This window comes from Vibrio sp. ZF 223 (assembly GCF_003050585.1).
Taxonomy (GTDB): Bacteria; Pseudomonadota; Gammaproteobacteria; order Enterobacterales; family Vibrionaceae; genus Vibrio; species Vibrio crassostreae.
In genome coordinates, this window is record NZ_PIGB01000016.1 from 21,172 (window position 1) to 45,960 (window position 24,789).

The window sequence follows — 24,789 nt, forward strand, 5'->3', positions numbered from 1 at the left end:
AATGAAAAAGCTATTCGCATTTTTCTCATTAATCATGTTGAGCCTTTCAGCTCACGCTGCGAAATTTAACGAAGGTGAACACTACAAAGTTCTCGATCTAGAAGCATCAAAAAAACCAATGGTGACAGAGTTCTTCTCTTTTTACTGCCCACACTGTAATAGCTTTGAGCCAATCATCCAGCAGCTAAAACAGCAGCTACCTAAAGACGCTAAGTTACAGAAGAACCATGTTTCATTCATGGGTGGCAACATGGGTCTGCCAATGAGCAAAGCTTACGCGACCATGATTGCACTGAAAGTTGAAGACAAAATGGTTCCAGTGATGTTTAACCGCATCCACACCATGAACAAGCCACCACGTGATGAAGCCGAATTGCGTCAAATCTTCCTAGATGAAGGCGTTGATGCTAAGAAATTCGATGCGGCATACAACGGCTTTGCTGTAGATTCTATGGTTCGTCGCTTCGACAAAGCATTCAAAGATAGCGGCCTTTCTGGCGTACCAGCCGTCGTAGTGAATAACCGCTACCTAGTAGAAGCTCAAGGTATCAGCTCTCTTGATGAGTACTTCGAGCTCGTTAACTTCTTATTGAAGAAGTAAGACATTGATGAAAGGAAGCTTCGGCTTCCTTTTTTTTACTAGTTCAAAAATCATCATTGATAAATAATCAGCCAAAAAACGTAGTACTTTACTGATATTAATAACCCGTCCTAAGAATCGGTGGGCAAGGAGCCCTTAAATGAACATAAAAATAACTCTCCTGGCATTGAGCGTTGCTACTGCGCCCGCGTTTGCCAAGCTTGCTGATGAGCCAGGTTTCAGTGGTGAAATATCTATCAACACCGGTGTCACTTCTTCGACCTCAAATTTTAATACCGACGCTGACAGTAAGATCGCCTCAACCAATCAAAAAGCTTCGTCTGAGAACTCGTTTTTAGTTGCACCTCTCGGCAGCATTGCTTACACCTTTGGTGAAAAGCTGAACCATCAGGTTTACACAGGTACCGCTCGTGATGACGTAGCGACAGGTACTGTAGTGCTAGAGGTTGGTTACAAATACCAACTTGAGTCTGGCATGGTGATCGACGCTTCACTGCTGCCAACCATTATGTCGGGTGAAACTTGGGCTGATCCGTACAACACCACATCAGCTCGCACGAAGACCGATGAAACTGGCAATGCGTTTCGTTTGAAGCTAAGCAACATTGTGGGGGCAGCTTTCTCGCTAGACATGGCCTACGCCACCAAAGATGTGGAAGATGATCGCGTTGAAGAAGCACTAAAACGCGACGCCGATACCTTCTACCTGAAAGGTCAATATCGCCAGCCGATTAGCCGTACTATGATGCTGGTACCGTCTTTGATTTATCAATCAAGTGATGCAGACGGCGATGCGGCATCGTTCGAGCAGTTCGGTGGTGAGGTCAGCTTATTTGGTGGTATGGGACGTCATCAATACGCACTAACGGCGGGTTACAACCAACGCTCTTATGATGCAAGCAGCATCACTTTCCAAAAGAAACGCAGCGACGACAACATCAATCTATTCGCCGCCTATGAATATGATCAATTCATGGATTGGGAAAACTGGTCATTCGTATCTCTTGCGGGTTACGGCACAAGCGATTCCAATATCACCTTCTACGACGAGTCTCAATACATCGTTTCAGTTGGCTTGAACTACAAATTCTAACTCCAGCCAGCGCCAATAAATTATCAAACCAAAGCCTGCTCACTGAAGCAGGCTTTTTTGTTTGTATACCAATCACTGTAAATAAATGGCCAGTTGTTTACTACCATTGGCATGACTACACAGCTTGTGCCGTGAGTTGCTTCAATAATCTATCCATCGCTCGATAACCAAGCGCTTCTGATAGGTGTTTCTTTTCGATCTGCTCGTTACCGTCAAGGTCGGCAATGGTTCGTGCTACCTTAATGATTCGATGATAAGCACGAATCGACAGACCCAATCGATGCAGTGCAGTCTCGAGAAACTCCGCATCTTCACGTCGCAATGGGCAATACTTCTCTATTTCTCGACTACCGAGCAGTGCATTCGATTTATGGTTTCTAGATAGCATGGTTTGACGAGCCTGTTTGACCCTTTGTTTTACGACTTGGGTGGTTTCACCACGATCGCCACCTTCAGCCAACATCCCTTTAGGCAGTAGTGGGATCTCTAACGACATATCAAAGCGATCAAGCAATGGCCCAGACAATCGATTAAGATAACGCAAAATGATCTGCGGATTAGCGCGTGCTTGATTGCCTTCGTAATAACCAGTCGGGCTTGGATTCAAGGCGCCGACCAACTGAAAGCGAGCAGGGAAACGAGTCTTACCTGCCGCGCGTGAAATAATAATCTCGCCCGACTCTAGCGGTTCGCGCAGTGAATCGAGCACCTTGCGTTCAAACTCCGGCATCTCATCTAGAAACAGTAATCCATTATGCGCCAGAGAGATCTCACCGGGGCGAGGGACTGACCCACCTCCCACTAATGCAGCCATCGAACTCGAATGGTGAGGTGAACGAAATGGCCTCTGCTTCCAATTGTATTGATTGATCTCTTGCTGCGTTAGCGAGGCCACCGATGCGGTTTCCATCGCCTCGTCATCACTCATCTCCGGTAACAAATCGCGTAACCGAGAAGCGAGCATGGTTTTTCCGGTTCCCGGAGGGCCAAGGAACAGTAAGTTATGGTTGCCAGCGGCTGCTATCTCCAGAGCTCGCTTGCCTTGTTGTTGACCGATAATATCTTGAAGGTCGCGAAGCACTGAAACATCAGCCTGATGATGCTCCGTTCGATATAGGCCAAGCTGAGCCTGTCCACACATGTCAGCGCAAACCTCCAACAAGGTTTGCGCTGATTTATGGGCTCCCTTGCCCACCAACGCTGCCTGATCACCGTTATCATGTGGGACAACTAAGCATCGTTCGACGCTATCGGCGGCTAACGTCGCTGGCAACACGCCCTTTACTGAACGCAACTCTCCTGACAACGCCAACTCACCGATGAATTCATGCTGAGCTATTTTTGATGTCGGTAGCTGATCCGATGCCACTAAAATCCCAAGCGCGATTGGCAGGTCGAAACGACCTCCTTCCTTGGGTAAATCGGCAGGGGCAAGGTTGACCGTGATTCTTTTGGATGGAAACTCAAAGCGGGAATTGATGATCGCGCTTCTCACTCGATCTTTAGATTCCTTGACCGTTGTTTCAGGTAGACCTACCAGCGTAAAACCAGGCATTCCGTTGCTTATATGCACCTCAACGGTCACTTCTGGCGCCTCTACACCCACACTAGCTCGACTATGAATTATCGCGAGTCCCATAACTTTCCTTTGTCTTTGATTTAAAAGTATTCGCTCTGGATATTCGTTGCTCACCAAAGCTATAAGGTTGTTATATAGCTTGGTGGAATGGTGTTTTAATGTGAAAAAAGAATGACATTTTCCTTGTCATGCGGCAGATTTGTGTGATAACACTAGAGATGTAGACATTTACTGAAGACAATAAACGAGAAAACTCGAATATTATGATTTTTAACGCTCGCATTTACGCACTGATTAACCTGATTATCGTAGTCATTATTAAGACTGCGCGGGGGCGAGTGGGAAGAAAGTAACCACGAATTAGAAAAAACCCCCGCACTGACAAGTCCGGGGGTTTTTTCTAATTTAAACATTCGATTTTTATATTTTTGAGCATTTTCGGCTTTGCCGATTTACAGGAAGAATGGGAGCACAAGATGTGCAGAGACAAAGGAAACAGTTACCAAAATAAAGGTAATACGGGAGAATTCCGATGAAAGGCGCAGAACTAGTCGTATCCGCACTCAAGCAACAAGGAATTGAGACCGTATTTGGTTACCCAGGTGGTGCCATCATGCCAATCTACGATGCACTCTATGACGGCGGGGTTGAACATATCCTATGTCGCCATGAGCAAGGCGCTGCTATGGCCGCGATCGGCATGGCTCGAGCAACACAAGATGTCGCTGTTTGTATGGCAACGTCTGGCCCAGGTGCAACCAACCTAGTCACTGGCCTTGCTGATGCCTTTATGGACTCTATCCCAATGGTTGCAATCACAGGTCAGGTTGCAAGTTCCCACATTGGTACCGATGCATTCCAAGAAATGGATGTGATTGGTATGTCTCTGTCATGTACTAAACACAGCTACCTAGTGACTGATATTGAAGATCTTGCTCCAACCCTCGCTGAAGCGTTTGTGGTTGCGAAGTCTGGTCGTCCTGGCCCGGTTATCGTCGATATCGCTAAAGATGTTCAACTGGCTGAAGCTCCAGTTAACTCTCTTCCTGAATTTACTCCACCCGCAATTCCTGTTTCAACAACTGATGCCATTGAACAGGCGCAGTACTTCTTATCTCAAGCAACCCGTCCTGTTTTATACGTAGGTGGTGGTGTTCAACTTGCTAAAGCAACCGATGCGGTTCGTGAGTTTTTACGCCTTAACCCAATGCCAGCCGTAAGCACACTAAAAGGCTTGGGAACTATCGAACGTGATGACCCACACTACCTTGGCATGCTGGGTATGCACGGCACTAAAGCCGCTAACCTTGTAGTTCAAGAGAGTGACCTACTGATTGTTGTCGGTGCCCGTTTTGATGACCGAGTAACAGGCAAACTCGATACTTTTGCGCCACACGCGAAGGTTATCCATATCGATATCGATGCAGCAGAGTTCAGCAAACTGCGTCTGGCCAACGCGCCAATTCGCGGTGACATCAACAAGATCATGCCTCAACTAGAGCTAAGCCAAGACATCTCCTCTTGGGTTCACCACTCTGAAGGGCTTCGTAGCTCATTCAAATGGCGTTACGACCACCCTGGCGATCTGATCTTTGCTCCACTGCTGTTAAAACAATTATCTGACATGATGCCAGCAAGCTCTATCGTTTCGACCGATGTTGGCCAACACCAGATGTGGGCAGCCCAGCACATTCAGCCTCGCGATCCACAAAACTTCATTACCTCTGCCGGTTTAGGCACCATGGGCTTTGGTTTACCAGCGGCTATGGGTGCGTCGGTTGGTCGTCCTGATGACCAATCGATTCTAATCTCTGGTGATGGCTCGTTCATGATGAACATTCAAGAGCTTGGCACCTTAAAGCGTCGTCAGATCCCAGTGAAGATGGTACTGCTTAATAACTCTCGCTTGGGCATGGTTCGCCAATGGCAATCGCTGTTCTTTGATGGCCGCCACAGTGAAACTATCTTGGATGACAACCCTGATTTCGTGATGCTCGCGAAAGCGTTCGACATCCCGGGCAAAACCATCACTCGTAAAGAAGAAGTAGAACCAGCATTGAAAGAGATGCTAGAGAGCAAAACCGCTTACCTACTTCATGTTCTTATCGATGAAGAAGAAAACGTATGGCCACTAGTACCGCCAGGTGCTTCAAACAGTGAGATGTTGGAGAACACATAACATGAAAAGATACCTATTAGACATCAAAGCCGATGATAAGCCTGTACTACTAGAGCGTGTTCTTCGTGTTATCCGCCACCGTGGCTTCATTGTTAAGCAAGTTGCGGGCACTCAAAACCACGAAAGCAAAGTGGCGAGTGTTGAGATCATCGTAGACAGTGACCGTCCGATCTCTTTCTTGGTCAATCAAATCGAGAAGCTGTGGGATGTGCGTACCGTTGACGTTATCTCTATCAGCCGTAATGAACTGCCAAACAACAACTTACAACAAAAGATAAACGCATAGGGAACCGTAAACATGACAGCTAAAACAGCAGACTATATTTGGTTTAACGGTGAGATGGTTCCTTGGGCAGAGGCGAACGTTCACGTCCTGACTCACGCAATGCACTACGGTACTTCTGTGTTTGAAGGTGTTCGTTGCTACAACACACCAAAGGGGCCGGTTATCTTCCGTCACCCTGAGCATGCTAAGCGCCTAAAAGACTCAGCAAAAATCTACCGCTTCCCTATTCCTTACACTGAGGAAGAAATTATGGAAGCAACTCGCGAAACGCTACGCCAAAATAAGCTAGAGTCAGCGTACATCCGCCCTCTAGGTTTCGTAGGTAACGTTGGTTTAGGTGTCTGCCCGCCAGAAAATACCGAGATGGAATTGATCATCGCTGCTTTCCCTTGGGGTTCGTACCTAGGCGAAGAAGCGCTAGAAAACGGCGTTGATGCAATGATTTCTAGCTGGAACCGTGCAGCTCCAAACACGATCCCAACCGCAGCAAAAGCCGGTGGTAACTACCTATCTTCACTACTGGTTGGTGGCGAAGCTCGCCGTCATGGTTACGATGAAGGTATCGCTCTGAGTGTTGATGGCTACCTTTCTGAAGGTGCTGGCGAAAACATTTTTGTAGTACGTAATGGCGTGCTATCAACGCCACCAGCGACCAGCGCAATTCTACCGGGTATCACTCGTGATTCGATCATGACACTAGCAAAAGACATGGGTTATGAGATCCGTGAAGAGAACATTGCTCGTGAAGCACTATACCTTGCTGACGAAGTCTTCATGACAGGCACAGCAGCGGAAATCGTTCCGGTTCGCAGTGTAGACAAAATTACAGTAGGTGAAGGCAAACGCGGTCCTATCACTGAAAAAGTTCAAGCGGCTTACTTTGGTCTCTTCAATGGAACCACTGAAGATAAGTGGGGCTGGTTAGACTATGTGTACCCAGCAGACCAAGCTTCAGAAAACCAAACGCAAACAACTAAGTAAGCAACAGCCAAATATTTTATAAGGATTTAAGCAATGCCAATCTATCGTTCAGCAACGACTACCCACGGACGCAACATGGCTGGTGCGCGCGCTTTATGGCGTGCAACTGGCGTTAAAGATGATGACTTCGGTAAGCCAATCATCGCGGTTGTAAACTCGTTCACTCAATTCGTTCCAGGCCACGTGCACCTTAAAGACATGGGTCAATTGGTTGCGGGTGAAATCGAGAAAGCGGGTGGTATCGCTAAAGAATTCAACACCATCGCAGTGGATGATGGTATCGCAATGGGCCACGGCGGCATGCTGTACTCACTGCCATCACGTGAGCTTATCGCAGACTCAGTAGAATACATGGTCAATGCACACTGTGCGGATGCAATGGTGTGTATCTCTAACTGTGACAAAATCACTCCGGGAATGATGATGGCTGCAATGCGCCTAAACATCCCAGTGATCTTTGTATCTGGCGGCCCTATGGAAGCAGGTAAAACTAAGCTTTCAGATCAAATCATCAAGCTAGACCTTGTTGACGCAATGATCCAAGGTGCCGATCCAACCATTTCTGATGAGCAAAGTGAGCAAGTAGAGCGTTCTGCATGTCCAACATGTGGTTCATGTTCAGGTATGTTCACGGCTAACTCAATGAACTGTCTAACTGAAGCACTTGGCCTATCTCAACCAGGTAACGGCTCTATGCTAGCAACGCACGCTGACCGTGAAGAGCTATTCATCAATGCAGGTAAGCGCATCGTTGACCTAACTAAGCGCTACTACGAGCAAGATGACGAATCAGCACTGCCACGCAACATCGCTAACCGCGCAGCCTTTGATAATGCAATGGCGCTAGATATCGCAATGGGTGGTTCAAGTAACACAGTTCTTCACCTTTTAGCGGCGGCTCAAGAAGGTGAGATTGACTTTGATATGGGTGATATCGACGAGATGTCTCGCCGTGTTCCACACCTATGTAAGGTTGCTCCTTCAACACCTAAATACCACATGGAAGACGTTCACCGTGCTGGTGGCGTAATGGCTATCCTAGGTGAACTAGACCGTGCTGGCCTGTTAAACAACCAAACACGCACTGTACTTGGCCTAAGCATGCAAGAGCAGCTAGCTCAATACGACATCATGCAGACCGAAGACGAAGCCGTGCTTAAGTTCTTCCGTGCAGGCCCTGCGGGCATTCGTACGACTAAAGCCTTCTCACAAGATTGTCGTTGGGATCGCCTTGATGATGACCGTGTCGATGGTTGTATTCGTACCAAAGAGAACGCATTCAGCCAAGAAGGTGGCCTAGCGGTACTTTCAGGTAACATCGCCGTTGATGGTTGTATCGTCAAGACCGCGGGTGTTGATGAGGAGAACCTGAAATTCCAAGGTCCTGCAATCGTATTTGAAAGCCAAGACACGGCAGTAGACGGTATCTTAGCGGGTAAAGTAAAAGCCGGCGAAGTGGTTGTTATTCGTTACGAAGGTCCTAAAGGTGGTCCGGGCATGCAAGAAATGCTCTACCCAACTACTTACCTAAAATCTATGGGTCTAGGTAAGTCTTGTGCGCTTCTAACGGACGGACGTTTCTCTGGTGGTACTTCGGGTCTGTCTATCGGTCACGCTTCTCCAGAAGCAGCAAGTGGCGGTGTTATTGGTCTAGTGAATACTGGCGACATCATCACTATCGACATCCCTAGCCGCTCAATCACACTTGATGTGCCTGAAGCTGAGCTAGAAGCGCGTCGTGTTAAGCAAGACGCACTAGGCTGGAAACCAGAAAACCGTCAGCGTGAAGTTTCATTCGCACTGAAAGCTTACGCAAGCATGGCAACCAGTGCCGACAAAGGCGCCGTGCGTGATAAGTCTAAGCTTGAGGGCTAACTATGAGTGATGACACCTCCAGCCCCAAAAAACAAACTGGCGCAGACTATCTGCGTCAGATCCTGAGAGCGCCGGTTTACGAAGCGGCAATCGTAACACCTCTGCAAGAGATGCCGCGTTTAAGCGCGCGCATTGGTAATCAGGTTCAGCTAAAGCGAGAAGACCGTCAGCCGGTCCACTCGTTCAAGCTACGTGGTGCCTACAACATGGTATCAAGCCTTTCAGAGCAACAGAAAGCTGCTGGTGTGATTGCTGCATCGGCGGGTAACCACGCTCAAGGTATGGCGCTGTCCGGTTCTAAACTTGGTATTCAAACCACGATTGTGATGCCAAAAACCACTCCTGATATCAAGGTTGATGCGGTACGTGGCTTTGGCGGTAACGTGGTTCTGCACGGCAGCAACTTTGATGAAGCGAAGGCAGAGGCTGAACGCCTTTCTGCTGAACACGGCTACACCTTTGTGCCTCCATTTGATCACCCATTGGTGATCGCTGGACAAGGCACTATGGGCATGGAGATGCTGCAGCAGAATGGTCACATGGATTACATCTTTGTGCCTGTTGGTGGCGGTGGCTTAGCTGCTGGTGTTGCTGTGCTGGTTAAACAGCTGATGCCAGAAATTAAAGTCATCGCGGTTGAACCAGAAGACTCATCTTGCTTGAAATCAGCTCTCGATGCCGGTGAGCCAGTGGTACTGGATCAGGTCAGCATGTTTGCAGATGGCGTTGCGGTTAAGCGCATTGGCGAAGAGACCTTCCGCCTATGCCAACAGTACATCGATGGTCATATTGCCGTGTCTAGCGATGAGATCTGCTCTGCGGTAAAAGACATCTTTGAAGACACTCGTGCGATTGCTGAACCTTCGGGAGCGCTGGCTCTGGCTGGTCTCAAGAAGTTTGCTGAGCAGAACCAACTGCAAGGCAAGCAACTGGCAACGGTACTGTCTGGTGCTAACACCAACTTCCACGGTTTGCGCTATGTGTCTGAACGTTGTGAGTTGGGCGAAAAACGAGAAGGTCTACTTGCGGTGACTATTCCAGAGCGACAAGGTGCATTCCTAGAGTTCTGTAATATTATTGGCGGCCGAGCGGTGACGGAGTTTAACTACCGCCACAACGACGAAAGCCTAGCGAATATCTTCGTTGGTGTACGTCTGCAAGGTGGTCAAGAAGAGCTCGATCACATCATTAATGACCTACGTGAAGGCGGCTACCCAGTTGTCGATCTGTCTGATGATGAGATGGCAAAACTGCACATTCGCTACATGATTGGCGGCAAACCATCGAAGCCACTGCAAGAACGTCTGTACAGCTTCGAGTTTCCAGAATATCCAGGTGCATTGATTAAATTCCTTGATACCTTAGGTACTCACTGGAATATCAGCCTGTTCAATTATCGTAACCACGGCGCCGATTACGGTCGCGTATTGTGTGGCTTCGAACTTGGTGATGATGATTTGGCTCAGTTCTCGACACACCTACGAGAGCTTGGCTATCAGTGTAAAGACGAAACCGATAACCCTTCTTACAAGTTCTTCTTGTCTTAAGAGTTAAGCTATCGAACCAAAAAGAGCGAGTTTTTACTCGCTCTTTTTATTGGCGACAATTCAGGCCAAGCACCCAAAAGATCACTTTCAAATCGATCATTAGATCGCCTTACGATGATCCAACCAATCTTGGTGAAGTTGCTCACTCGATCCTAGGTACTTCACCATCCATTCGATCAATTTATGGTTATCGTCTTTTCGCCACACCAAACAACAATGGCTCTGCGGGCTTGGTTCAGGCAAGATTTTCTCCACCAGCAAACCCTGCTCAATAATAGGAGCAGCGATATGTCTTGGCATGTAGCCCACTCCAACACCATTCTTAAGGCACTCAATCGCACTATACCAGTTAGGTAACAACAAGCGCCTTTGGTTGCCATAATGGCCGGTGTGGCGTTTAGGCAGTACGCTAGAGGTGTCATCCAAACAGATTGCAGGGAACTGACTCACGAATTCTTCATTGAGGTTTTGCTCTCGCACACACGGGTGACTTGGCGACATCACAAACGCCCAGTCCAAGCGCCCCATATCTTTCACCTCAAAGTCACCACCAACTGGAATCGCAGAAGTAGCACCAATAACAATATCCGCTCTGCCCTGTGCAATGGCTTCCCAAGAGCCGTTGAACACCTCCATGTTGATCTGGAGCTCTGCAAACTCAAAGGTTTGGTAGAACTCTTCAATCATCGGCTTCATCTTATCGAGCTTAACCACGTTATCGAGCGTTAGGCGCAAGGTTTTCTTCCAACCACGCGCTGCTCGTCGAGTCTGGGCACTGACCTCTTCCATCTGTCTGAGCAATGCACGAGCCTCTTCAATGAACAACTCACCTGCAGGTGTCAGCTCTACCTTTCTCGGTAAACGCCTGAAAAGTAGCACATCCAGTTCTTGCTCAACCTGTCTAACACCGTAGCTGATCGCCGATGGTACTTTGTGCAACTGTTCAGCAGCTGCGGTAAAACTACCCAAGCGCGCCACTGTGTCGAGCATTTCTAAAGAGGATTTAGAGAACATAAGCCTTCAAATTTTTTGATTGATAACCACATATTTTAGCGTTTTATTTTATCAGGTCTGAAAAATAGAATGTCAACATAAATAAACAGGGGCTTTCACCTCTGTATATCAAACAATTTTTTTGATGATAAAAACATCATTACCTTTAGCTTAATGGCATCTTATGAATATTTCTAAATTTCAATTGGTCTACCTTGCTGTTCTTTCAATGCTTGGCTTTATTGCGACCGATATGTACCTTCCTGCATTTAAGGCAATGGAAGTTGATTTCGCAACCGGCCCGGAGCAGATTGCTCTATCTCTAACCGTATTCCTTGGCGGTATGGCAATGGGTCAGCTTCTTTGGGGTCTGGCAAGTGACAAGTATGGTCACCGCAATACGCTGGCGGTTGGTCTTGTGATCTTTACGGCAGCTTCATTCGGCTTAGCATTCAGCACCGAGGTATGGCACCTACTGACACTACGATTCATTCAAGCAATCGGTGTATGTGCTCCGGCGGTAATCTGGCAAGCCATGGTTATCAAGCGTTACTCGCAAAGTAGCAGCCAGCAAATTTTTGCAACCATCATGCCTTTGGTTGCGTTATCTCCTGCACTAGCACCTCAGTTAGGTGTGTTACTGGCGGATAGCTTTGGCTGGCACAGTATCTTCATCACATTGACCTTGATGGGTGCACTGCTAGTTGCAACCACAATGGCTCAACCAAAAGAAGCACCTGAAGTAAAACAGACATCGATTAAGACAGACATCAAGATGCTTATTAAATCAAAGCCTTACATGGGTAATGTTTTAATGTTTGCTTCGGCATCTGCAGCGTTCTTCGCTTACCTAACGGGCATGCCAGAGATCATGGCTCAATTAGGCTACGAAGCAAAAGACATCGGTTTGAGCTTCATCCCACAAACGATCGCATTCATGGCGGGTGGTTACTTCGGTAAGCAAGCGGTGAAGAAGTATGGAGATGGCGTGGTGCTAAGAAATCTGATTGGTTTGTTCAGTGTTGCTGCAATGCTTATCTTCATCGCATCACAGTGGGAACTAACGTCAATCTGGCCTCTACTTGCACCTTTCTGTTTGATTGCAGTAGCAAATGGCGCACTTTACCCAATCGTAGTAAACCGTGCCCTATCAAGTGCCAAGCAAAGCCCAGCAACAGCTGCTGGTCTACAAAATAGTCTGCAAATCAGTATCAGTGGCCTATCAAGTGCATTGGTCGCGGCAATGGCTAGCCAAGCACTAAGCGCAACGGGTATTGCAGTTGTGATTTGTTTAGGTGCATTGTGGGTTGGCTATATTGTTTCGAACAAAGAGCTTTCTGAACACTTCGCGACACCAGACAACTCTCGAGTGGTCGCTGACGAGAAACAAGACTAGTTCCTAAGTTAACGAAAACAAAAAGAGCGAGATTACTCGCTCTTTTTTTATATCTAAATTTGACTTCTACTTACTTGGCAGCAACTTCACCATCGACTACTTCTAACGCAGGCGCTTTATGACGGCTGTATTCATCATAGTTAACCACTCGGCTACGACCCATGTCTTTGGCCATGTACAAAGCATTATCAGCCATCTTAACCAAAGATTCGGTATCAGATGCTGGCTTAGGATAAGTCGCCACACCAATTGAAACACCAAGCTGACCTAGCGATAGGCCTTTGTGTTCAAGATGCATAGAACGCACAGCATCACATAACGTTTGTCCAAACTCGGTCGCTTGCTGCATGGTGTAATGCGGAAGCAGCACAGCTAACTCTTCACCACCCAATCGACAAGCAATCTCATCTTCACTGACACTCTGTTTAAGTAGCGCACTGATCTCTTTCAACACAAAGTCACCCGCATCATGACCAAAGTTGTCATTGAAGCGTTTGAAGTGATCCAAATCGAGCATGAGTAACGATAGAGGTTGTTCGCTGGTGGCCGAATTCATCGAGTGCTCTTCCAATTTCTGCTCGAAGAAACGACGGTTGAATAAGCCAGTCAGCGGATCGCTCAACGCTTGAGAGCGAAGCTTCTCTTGTAAGCTCAGGTTAGCCAATGCTAACCCTAAGTGCTCTGAAACACTGAAGGCTAATTGCTCGATAATAGGATCGATATTGATATCACCGACACCGAAATAAAGGTGCATGATACCGATGGTGTTGCCATGTGCCGTCAACGGAATACACAGGGTTTGGTTATTTTCCATCTCATGCATGTGACCACAGGTTAGAGAGTGGAAATCATCATTCGATTGATGCGCACGCCCCTTACGCAGTGACCAACACTCTTCTGGAGCAAAGCTCGCACTTCCAGGCCAAGTTTCCCCCCAATCGAGCTGAGTGATCAACTGGTTACGCGATGCACGCATCAAAGAAACACTGCCGTTCACGTTACCGAGAATTCGCGGCAAGATATCCGAAACGATTTGTTGAGCTTCCACCATGTTGTTACACGCGGCAAGCATATTCGCGAGGCGGTGCATCAACTCGATTTCATGGGTTCGCTGGCGAATGCGTTCATCTTGCTTCTTCTGTTCTTCTTCTACTCGATGAACAATTTGGCGATTGCTCACGTAAGAGGTACCAATCAAGAAGCTCAAACTCAGCAACACCATACCAACCAGAATCCCCATCAATTGGAAATTCATCTGCTTAAGTTGGTGCATCGGTGAGGAGATGACGATAACGAAGCTGTTACCGTTCATGGATTCTTTATGGGAGTAATAGATACGATCAACCGAAGTGACCGTACTAAAGCGCACGTCACTGCCAAAGCCTGTTTTTAGAGCTTGTTGAAATTCAGGTCGATCGCTGTGGTTTTCAACGCCAGCAAGCGCATGATCAGAAAGGTCCGTATCCCCAATCACTGCACCATCAGGATTAATAACCTGAATTCTTAATCGTGTACTAGCTTGGGTAAGATTACCAATGTAATCATCAACATCTACCCCTTCCGAGAATAAACGACTATCTTCACGGACCTCGTACACGACATCTGACATCAAAGAGACAAGGTGATCACGCTCATTCTCAACAACCAACTTTTCCAGCGTTACATAAAAGCCATATAGACCAATTAACATTGAAAAAGACAAAATAATGATCGGCAATGTTTGCCATTTCTTTTCAACCAATATCACCGTACATCAATCCATTTATACCGAACCACAGCCCGAATACTAACAATTTATTAAAAAAATACAATTGCCAAATTGATTATTTTGTTAGCAGTGTGTGGCCGATACAAAAAAGCCAGTAGCGATGCTACTGGCTTTCATAAAAATATCTTTTGGGCGTTAGAACTTACTTCTTAGTTGGACGTTTCCAATCAGCAATCTTACGTTCTTTAGCACGGCTGATAACTAACTCATTTTCAGAAACATCGCGCGTTACTGTAGAGCCAGCACCAACGGTAGCACCATTACCAATCGTAACAGGCGCTATTAATTGGCTATCTGAACCAACGAATACGTCGTCGCCAATGATGGTCTTAAACTTATTCGCGCCATCGTAGTTACAAGTAATTGCACCCGCACCCACGTTTACACGCTGGCCAATTTCAGCATCGCCTAGATACGTTAAGTGGTTCGCTTTCGAACCCTCACCAAGACAAGTATTTTTCACTTCTACGAAGTTACCGACGTGCGAGTTATTACGCATGTCAGCGCCAGGACGTAGACGAGTAAAAGGACCAACCGTACAGTCTTCACCGACCGTTGCACCTTCAATTACGCTGTATGGACGCACGATGGTGTTGTCATCGATCTCACAGTCTTTCAAGACACAACCGGTGCCGATAACCACGTTGTCGCCAATGCTTACGCTGCCTTCGATGATAACATTAGTATCAATCTCAACATCCATACCGCACTGCAGTTCACCACGCAGATCAAAACGGCTTGGGTCACGAAGCATTACGCCTTGCTTCAATAGCTTATCTGCTTGCTCAGCTTGGTAAGCGCGCTCTAGACGAGCAAGTTGAGAGCGGTCGTTCACGCCTTCCACTTCAATTGGGCTTACTGGGTGTACAGCTTCAACTGCACGACCTTCATCGTGAGCCGCAGCAATAACGTCAGTCAGGTAGTATTCGCCTTGTGCGTTGTCGTTACTTAGGCCAGACAACCAACGCTTCAGATCACCACCAGTAGCAACCATAACGCCGGTGTTGATCTCTTTGATAAGCTTCTGCTCATCGGTTGCATCTTTCTGCTCAACGATAGCCACAACAGGGCCATTACGACGAATAATACGTCCGTAGCCCATTGGGTTGTCTAACACGACCGTAAGTAGCGCGATGCCACCGTTTGGCTGGGCGTCTAATAGGTTTTCAATGGTTTCAGGTGAGATCAGTGGAACATCACCGTAGAGCACCAATACTTTTTCATCATCAGCGAAATGTGCAGATGCTTGATCCACCGCGTGGCCTGTACCTAGCTGCTCAGCTTGCAGTGCCCAATTTACAGATTCTTCAGCTAGAGTAGCCTTCATCTGATCACCACCGTGGCCGTAAACCAGGTTGATATTTTGAGCGCCTAAACCATTACAGGTATCGATAACATGCTTCACCATTGGCTTACCTGCAAGTGTGTGCAGAACCTTTGGTGTGTTTGAATACATGCGAGTGCCTTTGCCCGCCGCGAGAATGACTGCGCTAAACTTCATTGTAAACCTATCCAACGTTATTTTTATTAAGCCGATATTGTAACCGTTTTTAGTTAAAAAATTAAATCGCAATAACCATTTAACCAGTAGTGATACGTAAAAGAAGCATTTTTGAGAATCTAAAAATGCAAAAAGGCGACCCTTAGGTCGCCTTTATCTCAGAGTCTATAATCTTAAAAAAGATTAACGACGCTGTTTTGTCAGTTCGATAACTCGTAACTGAGCAATGGCTTTAGCCAGTTCACCGGCCGCTTGTGCGAAGTCTATGTCGCCATGCTGATTTTGGATATTCTCCACAGCCTTGCGTTTAGCTTCTTCCGCCTTTGCTGCGTCTAGCTCTTCACCACGGATAGCTGTATCAGCCAGTACAGTCGCTGTACCAGGCTGAACTTCTACCATACCACCAGAAACATAAATGATTTCTTCGTGGCCGTGCTGCTTAACAATACGCACCATACCAGGCTTGATAGCGGTCAGCAGTGGAGTATGACCATGGAAAATACCAAGCTCACCCTCACTACCGGTCACCTGAAACGTCTCAACAAGGCCTGAGAAAATTTGTTTCTCTGCGCTTACAACGTCTAGGTGAAAGGTTATTGCTGCCATATCGCCTCCTAGTTAGCCTTATAGCTTCTTAGCATTCTCGATAGCTTCGTCAATTGCACCACAGTACATGAACGCTTGCTCTGGAATGTCATCGTATTCACCAGATAGAAGACCTTGGAAGCCACGTAGAGTCTCTTTAAGAGGTACGTAAACGCCTGGGTCACCTGTAAATACTTCCGCTACGTGGTAAGGCTGAGTTAGGAACTTCTCAATCTTACGAGCACGAGATACAACTTGCTTATCTTCTTCAGATAGCTCGTCCATACCTAGGATAGCAATGATATCTTTCAGCTCTTTATAGCGCTGAAGAGTAGACTGAACGCCACGAGCGATGTCGTAATGCTCTTGTCCAACTACCAATGGATCCAGTTGACGTGAAGTAGAATCTAGCGGGTCGATCGCTGGGTATAGACCCATAGATGCGATGTTACGGTTAAGTACAACCGTTGCATCCAAGTGAGCGAACGTTGTTGCTGGAGACGGGTCAGTCAAGTCATCCGCTGGTACGTATACCGCCTGTACAGACGTGATAGAACCAGATTTAGTTGACGTGATACGCTCTTGTAGAACACCCATTTCTTCAGCTAGTGTAGGTTGGTAACCTACCGCAGAAGGCATACGACCTAGAAGTGCTGATACTTCAGTACCTGCTAGTGTGTAACGGTAGATGTTATCAACGAACAGTAGAACGTCACGACCTTCGTCACGGAAGCGCTCTGCCATTGTTAGACCAGTCAGTGCAACACGTAGACGGTTACCTGGTGGCTCGTTCATCTGACCGTAAACCATCGCTACTTTTGATTCTTCAGGTTTTTCGATGTTTACAACACCTGCTTCCTGCATCTCAAAGTAGAAATCGTTACCTTCACGAGTACGCTCACCTACACCTGCAAATACAGATAGGCCTGAGTGTTGAAGTGCGATGTTGTTGATAAGTTCCATCATGTTAACGGTCTTACCTACACCAGCACCACCGAATAGACCGATTTTACCACCCTTAGCGAATGGACAAATCAAGTCGATTACTTTAACACCAGTTTCTAGAAGAGCTGTCTCGTTAGACTGCTCTTCGTAGCTTGGAGCTTCACGGTGAATTGCGTAATGCTCTTCAGCACCGATTTCACCACACTCATCAATCGCGTCACCTAGGACGTTCATGATACGACCCAATGTCTTAGTACCTACTGGTACTGAGATTGGAGCGCCAGTATTTTCAACTGTCAAACCACGACGTAAACCATCAGAGCTACCCATTACGATTGCGCGAACTACGCCACCGCCAAGTTGTTGCTGAACTTCAAGAACTAGACGTTCTTGTACTTCATTAACATTCAGAGCGTCGTATACACGAGGTACTTCACCCTGTGGGAACTCTACGTCGACTACCGCACCGATGATCTGTACGATCTTACCTGTAGCCATCGTTAATCCTCTAACTATTTAGTTTTACCTAAGCTTAAACCGCAGCTGCGCCTGAAACGATCTCAGAAAGTTCTTGTGTAATCGCCGCTTGACGCGCTTTGTTATACACAAGTTCTAAGTCATCAATAATGTCACCAGCGTTATCTGTTGCTGATTTCATTGCAATCATTCGAGCCGCTTGCTCACAAGCAAGGTTCTCAACCACACCTTGGTACACTTGAGATTCGACATAGCGAACCAATAGTGCATCTAGTAGTGGTTTTGGCTCGGGCTCATAAATGTAGTCCCAAGAATGACTGCGTTTCATTTCTTCGCTGTCTGATTTAGGCAAAGGAAGTAATTGATCGATCGTTGGTTCTTGAACCATAGTGTTTTCAAACTTGTTGAACACTACGAACAGGCGATCTAATTCGCCTTCATCATATTTCTTCAGCATAACGCTTACAGAGCCAATCAAGTCTTCAAGGCTTGGACGATCGCCCAGACCAGAAACTTGAGCTGCTACTTTCGCGCCGCTGTTATTGAAAAATGCTGTCGCTTTAGAACCTACAATTGCAAGTTCAACGTCAGCACCTTTCTCAGACCAATCTTTCATGTCGTTCATGGCTTTCTTGAACAAGTTAATGTTCAAACCACCACAAAGACCACGGTCTGTAGAAACGATGATGTAACCAACACGTTTGGCTTCACGTTCCTCAAGATAAGGATGCTTATACTCGAGGCTACCATTAGCCAAATGACCGATCACTTTACGCATTGTTTCTGCATATGGACGAGTAGCTTCCATTGCGTCTTGAGAACGACGCATTTTTGAAGCTGCTACCATTTCCATTGCTTTCGTAATCTTCTGTGTGCTTTTAACACTACCGATTTTATTACGTATCTCTTTTGCGCCGGCCATCGTTACTCTCCGTTAATGGTATGAGGTGGCCCTAAGACCACCTACCAATTACCAGGTCTGGGTTGCCTTGAAATCGTCAACAAGCTTCTTCAGCTCAGCTTCGATTTCTTTATTGAAAGCACCCGTTGTGTCGATCTGTGTTGCTAGATCGGCATATTGACCACGAGCAAACGACAGTAAAGCAGCTTCAAAATCTAGAACTTTAGAAAGTTCAACGTCTTGAAGGTATCCACGCTCTGCAGCGAAGATTACTAGAGCTTGGTCAAATACAGACATAGGAGCGTATTGCTTCTGCTTCATCAGTTCTGTAACTTTTTGACCGTGGTCTAGCTGCTTCTTAGTCGCCTCATCAAGATCCGAAGAGAACTGAGCAAATGCTGCAAGTTCACGGTATTGAGCTAGAGCAGTACGGATACCGCCAGATAGCTTCTTGATGATTTTAGTCTGCGCCGAACCACCTACACGAGAAACTGAGATACCTGGGTCAACAGCTGGACGTACGCCCGCGTTGAATAGCTCAGTTTGTAGGAAGATCTGACCATCAGTAATCGAGATTACGTTCGTTGGTACGAATGCAGATACGTCACCAGCTTGCGTTTCGATGATAGGAAGAGCAGTTAAAGAACCAGTCTTGCCTGTCACTTCGCCGTTAGTGAATTTTTCTACGTATGCTTCGCTTACACGAGCAGCACGCTCTAGTAGACGAGAGTGAAGGTAGAAAACATCACCTGGGAACGCTTCACGACCTGGTGGACGCTTAAGTAGTAGCGAGATTTGACGGTAAGCTACAGCTTGCTTAGATAGATCATCATAAACAATCAGTGCATCTTCACCGCGATCACGGAAGTATTCGCCCATCGCACAACCAGCATACGGTGCAAGGTATTGCAGCGCTGCAGATTCAGAAGCAGATGCAACAACAACAACAGTGTTTGCTAGTGCGCCGTGCTCTTCTAGTTTGCGAACTACGTTAGCAATAGTCGACGCTTTTTGGCCGATAGCTACGTAGATAGAGAAAATACCAGAATCTTTTTGGTTAATAATCGCATCGATCGCCATTGCTGTTTTACCAGTCTGACGGTCACCGATTACTAGTTCACGTTGACCACGACCGATAGGGATCATTGAGTCAACAGACTTGTAACCAGTTTGAACAGGTTGATCTACCGATTTACGGTCGATTACACCTGGTGCGATAATTTCTACAGGCGAAGTCAATTTAGCTTCGATTGGACCTTTACCATCAATTGGCTCACCTAGCGTGTTTACAACACGACCAAGCATTTCAGGACCTACTGGTACTTCTAGAATACGACCAGTACCTGTAACTTTCATGCCTTCCTGTAGGTCAGCATACGGGCCCATTACAACAGCACCAACCGAATCACGGTTCAAGTTTAGTGCTAGAGCGTAACGGCCACCCGGTAGTTCGATCATTTCACCTTGCATCACGTCCGCTAGGCCGTGGATGCTAAGGATGCCATCGCTTACAGAAACGATAGTACCTTCATTGCGAGCTTCACTAACAACGTCGAAAGATTCAATACGTTGTTTAATTAGATCGCTAATTTCAGTGGAATTAAGTTGCATGCTCCAATCCCCATTAAGACTGCAATGCATCGCTCAGGCGGTCTAAACGACTGCGCGCTGAGTTATCGATGACTAGGTCTCCGGCTCGAATAATAACTCCACTAAGTAGAGTCTCATCTATACTGCAATTCAGCTGAACTTTGCGCGCTAAGCGCTGTTCCAATTTGCTGCTGATCTCTGCGCGTTGTTCTTCAGAAAGTTCTACCGCTGAAGTAACTTCAACGTCGATCTCTTTCTCATACTCTTTTTTGAGTATAAAGAACTCTTTACAAACATCAGGAAAAGCCATTAAGCGGCCATTCTCTGCCATCACTTTAATTAAGTTCTGACCGAATTCATCAAATTGTTCGCCACAAATTACAATGAATACTTCAGCTAATTTTTCAGCAGTCATAGAACCGCTTAATAAATTATGAACATCATCATTTTGTGCCACTTCGGCAGCAAAAGTAAGCATTTGACCCCATTGGTCTAGCTCACCTTTATCTACCGCAAAGTCAAACGCTGCTTTAGCATAGGGGCGTGCGATTGTAGTCAAATCAGACATATACAGCCCCTTGCTTTAAAGTTTTGCAGTAATGTTGTTAAGAAGATCATCGTGTACATCTTTATCGATTGTACGCTCAAGGATTTTCTCAGCACCAGCTATAGCCAGAGTTGCGACTTGTTTGCGCAGGTCATCACGGGCACGTGTACGCTCTGCTTCAATTTCTGCTTCAGCTTGCGCTAAGATTTTCTGGCGTTCTGCCTGAGCTTCTTCGCGTGCTTCATCAATAATTTGAGCTTTACGTTTGTTTGCCTGATCAATAACCTCAGTTGCAGTGCGCTTTGCTTCTTTCATTTGCTCAGAAGCGTTGGCTTGTGCCAGGTTCAAGTCTTTAGCAGCGCGTTCAGCGGCTACTAGACCGTCAGCAATTTTTTTCTGACGTTCTTCAATTGCTTGCATGATTGGTGGCCATACATATTTCATGCAGAACCAAACAAACAATGAAAAAGCAATTGCTTGACCTAACAGAGTTGCGTTCATATTCACAACAGCTACCCCTCGTTAAGAATCAACTACAAAAATTTAATTAACTATTGAGAGTTAATTAGCCTGCTAGTTGACCAACAAATGGGTTAGCAAACGTGAATAGTAGTGCGATTACGATACCGATCATTGGAACAGCATCCAGTAGACCAGCGATGATGAACATCTTAACTTGTAGCATTGGAGCCATTTCAGGTTGACGCGCAGCGCCTTCTAGGAATTTACCACCAAGAATAGCAAAACCAATTGCAGTACCTACGGCACAAAGACCAACAATAATAGCAACAGCGATTGCTGAAAAACTTAGTACAGTTTCCATTTACGTTCTCCGATTAACATTAATAGTTAGAATAAAGCTTAAAAATTTTTTTTAGTGATCACTATCTTCATGAGCCATTGATAAGTAAACGATTGTCAACATCATGAAAACAAACGCTTGAATCAAAATAACCAAGATATGGAAGATAGCCCAAGGTAGTGCACCTACCCATTGTAAGTACCACGGTAGCATTGCCGCGATAAGAATAAACACCACCTCACCCGCAAACATATTACCAAATAAACGCATACCTAGAGATAGTGGCTTCGCTAATAACGAAATTACCTCAAGTACCAAGTTAAATGGAATCATGATTGGGTGATTAAATGGATGCAGTGCCAATTCTTTAGCAAATCCGCCTAGACCTTTCACTTTGATGCTGTAGTAGATCATCAGAGCAAAAACACCTAAAGCCATTGCCATTGTTATATTTACATCAGCTGTAGGAACCACTTTCAAGTAAGGGATACCTAGCCAATGCTCTGCAGGATATGGTAAGAAATCGATAGGCACTAGGTCCATCAAGTTCATTAAGATAATCCAGCAGAATATAGTCAGTGCTAGTGGGGCAATCAGAGGGTTGCGGCCATGGAAAGTTTCTTTAACGTTGTCACCAACGAATTCCACTACCATTTCAACAAAACACTGAAGCTTACCAGGTACACCTACTGTTGCTTTCTTAGCGACTGAGCGAAAAACCCAAAGGAATAACATCCCTGTCAACACCGAAAAAAACAGACTGTCTATATGTACGTTCCAGAAACTTGTCTCCTCTACAAGACCAAACTTAGCTAAAGAAAGGTTTTGTAAGTGGTGTTCAATGTATCCGGATGCTGTTGGCGCAGCCATAACTCATCCTATTTTTTATTGTTAATGAAAAGCACTGGCGCAAAGATATTAATACCTAGAACCAGTAAATAGGTCAGTTTGAGGGGAACTAATTCCACCTGCATATACATGTAGACAATAGAGAATAGTAAAACTGTGATAAGGATTTTTAGCGCTTCGCCTGCATAGAACGACGCCGCAACTAACTTAGTTGCACGAGCTCCACTAAATAGGAAAGCACACACACAAAAAACTGCATTTGCGATGACAAAAATACCGCCACCGATTAATGCAGCAAAACCCCAATCAGGATTAACAGCTAAACCTAACCCTATCGCCACTAATATAACCGCGCTAAGCTCGATCAATAACATTTGCTTTGCAAGCACTCGTCCTGGTCTTGCTAACGCCGCTACCATGTATTCGTTCCTCTTTTAAGCCTTCTTTACTACTCGCTTAAAAGCGTGCTGAGAAATTGGCGAAAATTATACGTTCAGCCAAATTGATTGCAATAACAACGCAGCAATCATTTACATTTTTGCATACAAACCGACAACTTTTGTACGAAATTACTTGTTTATTACATAATTGACCTAAATCAATTATCTCATTTAGTACTCTAGTTTAGCAATAAGTTGCTCTAATTTGTGAGGCTCATCAAGAGTAATCGTCACTTTTGACTTACCACTAACAGAACGAGTAACTGAAACGTTTGCTTGCAATTTTTCCGTGAGTCTTCGTGAAAGTTCGATAGCTTCTGTGTCTTCAGGCTTCGATTCAGCTTCAACGTCTGGTTTTAAACACTTTTTGACAAGTTGCTCAGTTTGACGCACGGTCATTTTTTTGGTTGCCGCAGTATTTGCAGCTTCAACCTGGGTATCACCTTCAAGCGCAAGCAGTGCTCGAGCATGCCCCATTTCCAGTTGTTTATTGGAAACTAAACCTTTCACTTCATTTTCGAGCTGATTTAGACGTAATAAGTTACTCACCGTTGCTCTCGATTTACCGATCACATCAGCGACTTGTTGGTGTGTCAGCTCAAATTCGTTCTGTAGGCGCTCTAGCGCTTGTGCTTCTTCGATAACATTCAGATCTTCACGCTGAATATTCTCAATCAACGCCATCGCGATAGCGGCTTTGTCTTCGACTCTCTTGACCAAACATGGCACTTGTTTAAGGCCAGCTTGACGAGCCGCTCTCCAACGACGTTCACCAGCAATAATCTCGAACTGGTCGTGCGCCAATGGGCGAACTACGATCGGTTGGATAATGCCTTGAGATTGAATTGATGCTGCCAGCTCTTCTAGCGCTTCAGGCGCAATATCCTTACGCGGTTGATATACACCAGGCTTCAAGCAACCAACAGCCAGTTCAATAAGCTCACCATCAGCCGACAACGCCTGACTATGAGAAGCAACTTGCTGTTTTTCACGAGCCAATGAGCTAGTTGCAAGCAATGCATCTAGCCCTTTTCCTAAACCACGCTTAGACATTGAGCGAATTCCTTTGGTTGGACCTATACTGGGACTTCTTCACGACGCAACATTTCGCCAGCAAGAGCAAGGTAAGCCTTAGCTCCTGCGGAATATTTGTCGTAGTACATTGCTGGCTTGCCGTGACTCGGGGCTTCTGCCAGACGCACATTTCTAGGGATCACAGTTCGGTAGACTTTGCTACCAAAGTGTTTTTTGAGTTGATCAGATACTTCGTTCGATAAGCGGTTGCGAGGATCGTACATAGTACGCAGAAGACCTTCGATCTTCAGGTTCTCGTTTACAACAGCCGCTAGCTTACTGATGGTATCCATCAATGCAGTCAAACCTTCCAAAGCAAAGTATTCACATTGCATAGGAACCAATACGGAGTCGGCCGCAGCCATCGCGTTGATTGTAAGAAGGTTTAATGAGGGTGGGCAATCAATAAAGATGAAATCATAGTTATTGCGAATGGATTCGAGTGCATTTTTTAAACGAACTTCACGAGCAAACACTTCCATCAGCTTGATTTCTGCCGCAGTAACATCACCGTTAGCGGCGATGAGGTCATAATTGCCAGATGTACTCCGGCAAACTACCTCATCAAATGGGGTGTCTTCAACCAACAAATCGTAAGCAGTTGCTTCAACTTGATACTTGTCGACACCGCTCGCCATAGTGGCATTACCTTGAGGATCGAGGTCAACAACCAATATCTTGCGTTTTGTTGCCGCCATTGATGCTGCTAAATTAATGCAAGTTGTTGTTTTTCCTACGCCGCCCTTTTGGTTGGCAATTGCTACGATTCTACCCACTATG

The 24,789-nt window shown here is 46.0% G+C and carries 23 protein-coding genes; 8 read left to right on the top strand and 15 right to left on the bottom strand.

All coding sequences use genetic code 11. From position 1 onward, the window contains the following. Nucleotide 1: 1 nt before the first annotated feature. On the top strand, nt 2-601 hold the full coding sequence (locus CWO13_RS22065) for a thiol:disulfide interchange protein DsbA/DsbL (RefSeq protein ID WP_055318939.1): 600 nt from the start codon (nt 2-4) through the stop codon (nt 599-601). Between the two features lie 139 nt (nt 602-740). Beyond that, entirely contained in the window at nt 741-1,694 is a 954-nt protein-coding gene (locus CWO13_RS22070; RefSeq protein ID WP_107899437.1) for a DUF2860 domain-containing protein, read from the top strand. A 115-nt stretch (nt 1,695-1,809) separates the two neighbouring features. Here the strand turns inward: CWO13_RS22070 and CWO13_RS22075 are convergent, their stop codons facing one another. Further along, nucleotides 1,810-3,333 carry a YifB family Mg chelatase-like AAA ATPase gene (locus CWO13_RS22075; RefSeq protein WP_107899436.1) on the bottom strand — a complete coding sequence of 508 codons (1,524 nt, stop codon included), beginning with the start codon at nt 3,331-3,333 and terminating at the stop codon, nt 1,810-1,812. 472 nt (nt 3,334-3,805) lie between these two features. On the opposite strand from CWO13_RS22075, the gene ilvG reads away from it, so the two are divergent. Genes ilvG through ilvA form a run of 5 tightly spaced genes read left to right on the top strand, consistent with a single transcriptional unit; the run spans nt 3,806 to nt 10,141 of the window. After that, nucleotides 3,806-5,452, top strand: coding sequence for an acetolactate synthase 2 catalytic subunit (ilvG, locus tag CWO13_RS22080; protein WP_048657824.1), 1,647 nt, complete (start codon nt 3,806-3,808; stop codon nt 5,450-5,452). Between the two features lies 1 nt (nt 5,453). Next, entirely contained in the window at nt 5,454-5,738 is a 285-nt protein-coding gene (ilvM, locus tag CWO13_RS22085; protein WP_017055442.1) for an acetolactate synthase 2 small subunit, read from the top strand. Nucleotides 5,739-5,750: 12 nt separating this feature from the next. Then, nucleotides 5,751-6,719, top strand: a complete 969-nt coding sequence (locus CWO13_RS22090; protein WP_048657823.1) for a branched-chain amino acid transaminase — start codon at nt 5,751-5,753, stop codon at nt 6,717-6,719. Between the two features lie 33 nt (nt 6,720-6,752). Then, nucleotides 6,753-8,594 carry a dihydroxy-acid dehydratase gene (gene ilvD / locus CWO13_RS22095; protein WP_048610861.1) on the top strand — a complete coding sequence of 614 codons (1,842 nt, stop codon included), beginning with the start codon at nt 6,753-6,755 and terminating at the stop codon, nt 8,592-8,594. Between the two features lie 2 nt (nt 8,595-8,596). Further along, the gene (gene ilvA / locus CWO13_RS22100) at nt 8,597-10,141 is read left to right on the top strand and encodes a threonine ammonia-lyase, biosynthetic (RefSeq protein WP_108083472.1); all 1,545 of its coding nucleotides are present in this window, start codon (nt 8,597-8,599) and stop codon (nt 10,139-10,141) included. 99 nt (nt 10,142-10,240) lie between these two features. On the opposite strand, the gene punR is transcribed toward ilvA, so the two are convergent. Beyond that, nucleotides 10,241-11,155, bottom strand: a complete 915-nt coding sequence (gene punR, locus CWO13_RS22105) for a DNA-binding transcriptional activator PunR (RefSeq protein WP_048657821.1) — start codon at nt 11,153-11,155, stop codon at nt 10,241-10,243. 163 nt (nt 11,156-11,318) lie between these two features. Between punR and punC the strand changes: the two genes are divergently transcribed. Continuing rightward, entirely contained in the window at nt 11,319-12,530 is a 1,212-nt protein-coding gene (punC, locus tag CWO13_RS22110) for a purine nucleoside transporter PunC (RefSeq protein ID WP_102480826.1), read from the top strand. Between the two features lie 70 nt (nt 12,531-12,600). Here the strand turns inward: punC and CWO13_RS22115 are convergent, their stop codons facing one another. From CWO13_RS22115 to CWO13_RS22175, 13 genes are all read right to left on the bottom strand, one after another. Next, on the bottom strand, nt 12,601-14,220 hold the full coding sequence (locus CWO13_RS22115; RefSeq protein ID WP_108083477.1) for a sensor domain-containing diguanylate cyclase: 1,620 nt from the start codon (nt 14,218-14,220) through the stop codon (nt 12,601-12,603). 220 nt (nt 14,221-14,440) lie between these two features. Beyond that, nucleotides 14,441-15,799: a bifunctional UDP-N-acetylglucosamine diphosphorylase/glucosamine-1-phosphate N-acetyltransferase GlmU gene (gene glmU / locus CWO13_RS22120; protein ID WP_108083473.1), complete on the bottom strand. Its 1,359-nt coding sequence runs from the start codon at nt 15,797-15,799 to the stop codon at nt 14,441-14,443. A 183-nt stretch (nt 15,800-15,982) separates the two neighbouring features. Next, complete coding sequence (locus tag CWO13_RS22125; protein ID WP_004735742.1) at nt 15,983-16,405, bottom strand: F0F1 ATP synthase subunit epsilon; 423 nt, start codon at nt 16,403-16,405, stop codon at nt 15,983-15,985. Nucleotides 16,406-16,423: 18 nt separating this feature from the next. Beyond that, on the bottom strand, nt 16,424-17,827 hold the full coding sequence (gene atpD, locus CWO13_RS22130; protein ID WP_048610850.1) for a F0F1 ATP synthase subunit beta: 1,404 nt from the start codon (nt 17,825-17,827) through the stop codon (nt 16,424-16,426). A gap of 34 nt (nt 17,828-17,861) precedes the next feature. Beyond that, nucleotides 17,862-18,728: a F0F1 ATP synthase subunit gamma gene (gene atpG, locus CWO13_RS22135; RefSeq protein ID WP_016794171.1), complete on the bottom strand. Its 867-nt coding sequence runs from the start codon at nt 18,726-18,728 to the stop codon at nt 17,862-17,864. Between the two features lie 48 nt (nt 18,729-18,776). Beyond that, the gene (gene atpA / locus CWO13_RS22140; RefSeq protein WP_010433235.1) at nt 18,777-20,318 is read right to left on the bottom strand and encodes a F0F1 ATP synthase subunit alpha; all 1,542 of its coding nucleotides are present in this window, start codon (nt 20,316-20,318) and stop codon (nt 18,777-18,779) included. A 13-nt stretch (nt 20,319-20,331) separates the two neighbouring features. Next, nucleotides 20,332-20,865 (bottom strand): F0F1 ATP synthase subunit delta, encoded by a 534-nt coding sequence (atpH, locus tag CWO13_RS22145; RefSeq protein WP_009848122.1) that lies wholly within the window; start codon nt 20,863-20,865, stop codon nt 20,332-20,334. 15 nt (nt 20,866-20,880) lie between these two features. Further along, on the bottom strand, nt 20,881-21,351 hold the full coding sequence (atpF, locus tag CWO13_RS22150) for a F0F1 ATP synthase subunit B (protein WP_010433231.1): 471 nt from the start codon (nt 21,349-21,351) through the stop codon (nt 20,881-20,883). Nucleotides 21,352-21,409: 58 nt separating this feature from the next. Then, complete coding sequence (gene atpE / locus CWO13_RS22155; RefSeq protein ID WP_004411110.1) at nt 21,410-21,667, bottom strand: F0F1 ATP synthase subunit C; 258 nt, start codon at nt 21,665-21,667, stop codon at nt 21,410-21,412. Between the two features lie 51 nt (nt 21,668-21,718). Next, nucleotides 21,719-22,516 (bottom strand): F0F1 ATP synthase subunit A, encoded by a 798-nt coding sequence (gene atpB / locus CWO13_RS22160; protein WP_017632650.1) that lies wholly within the window; start codon nt 22,514-22,516, stop codon nt 21,719-21,721. Nucleotides 22,517-22,524: 8 nt separating this feature from the next. Then, nucleotides 22,525-22,914 carry a F0F1 ATP synthase subunit I gene (locus CWO13_RS22165; protein WP_017058798.1) on the bottom strand — a complete coding sequence of 130 codons (390 nt, stop codon included), beginning with the start codon at nt 22,912-22,914 and terminating at the stop codon, nt 22,525-22,527. Between the two features lie 192 nt (nt 22,915-23,106). Continuing rightward, nucleotides 23,107-23,988, bottom strand: a complete 882-nt coding sequence (locus CWO13_RS22170) for a ParB/RepB/Spo0J family partition protein (protein WP_048662696.1) — start codon at nt 23,986-23,988, stop codon at nt 23,107-23,109. A gap of 23 nt (nt 23,989-24,011) precedes the next feature. Then, a complete protein-coding gene (locus CWO13_RS22175) occupies nt 24,012-24,785 on the bottom strand; it encodes a ParA family protein (protein WP_019825554.1) in 774 nt (257 codons plus the stop codon). Nucleotides 24,786-24,789: the final 4 nt, after the last annotated feature.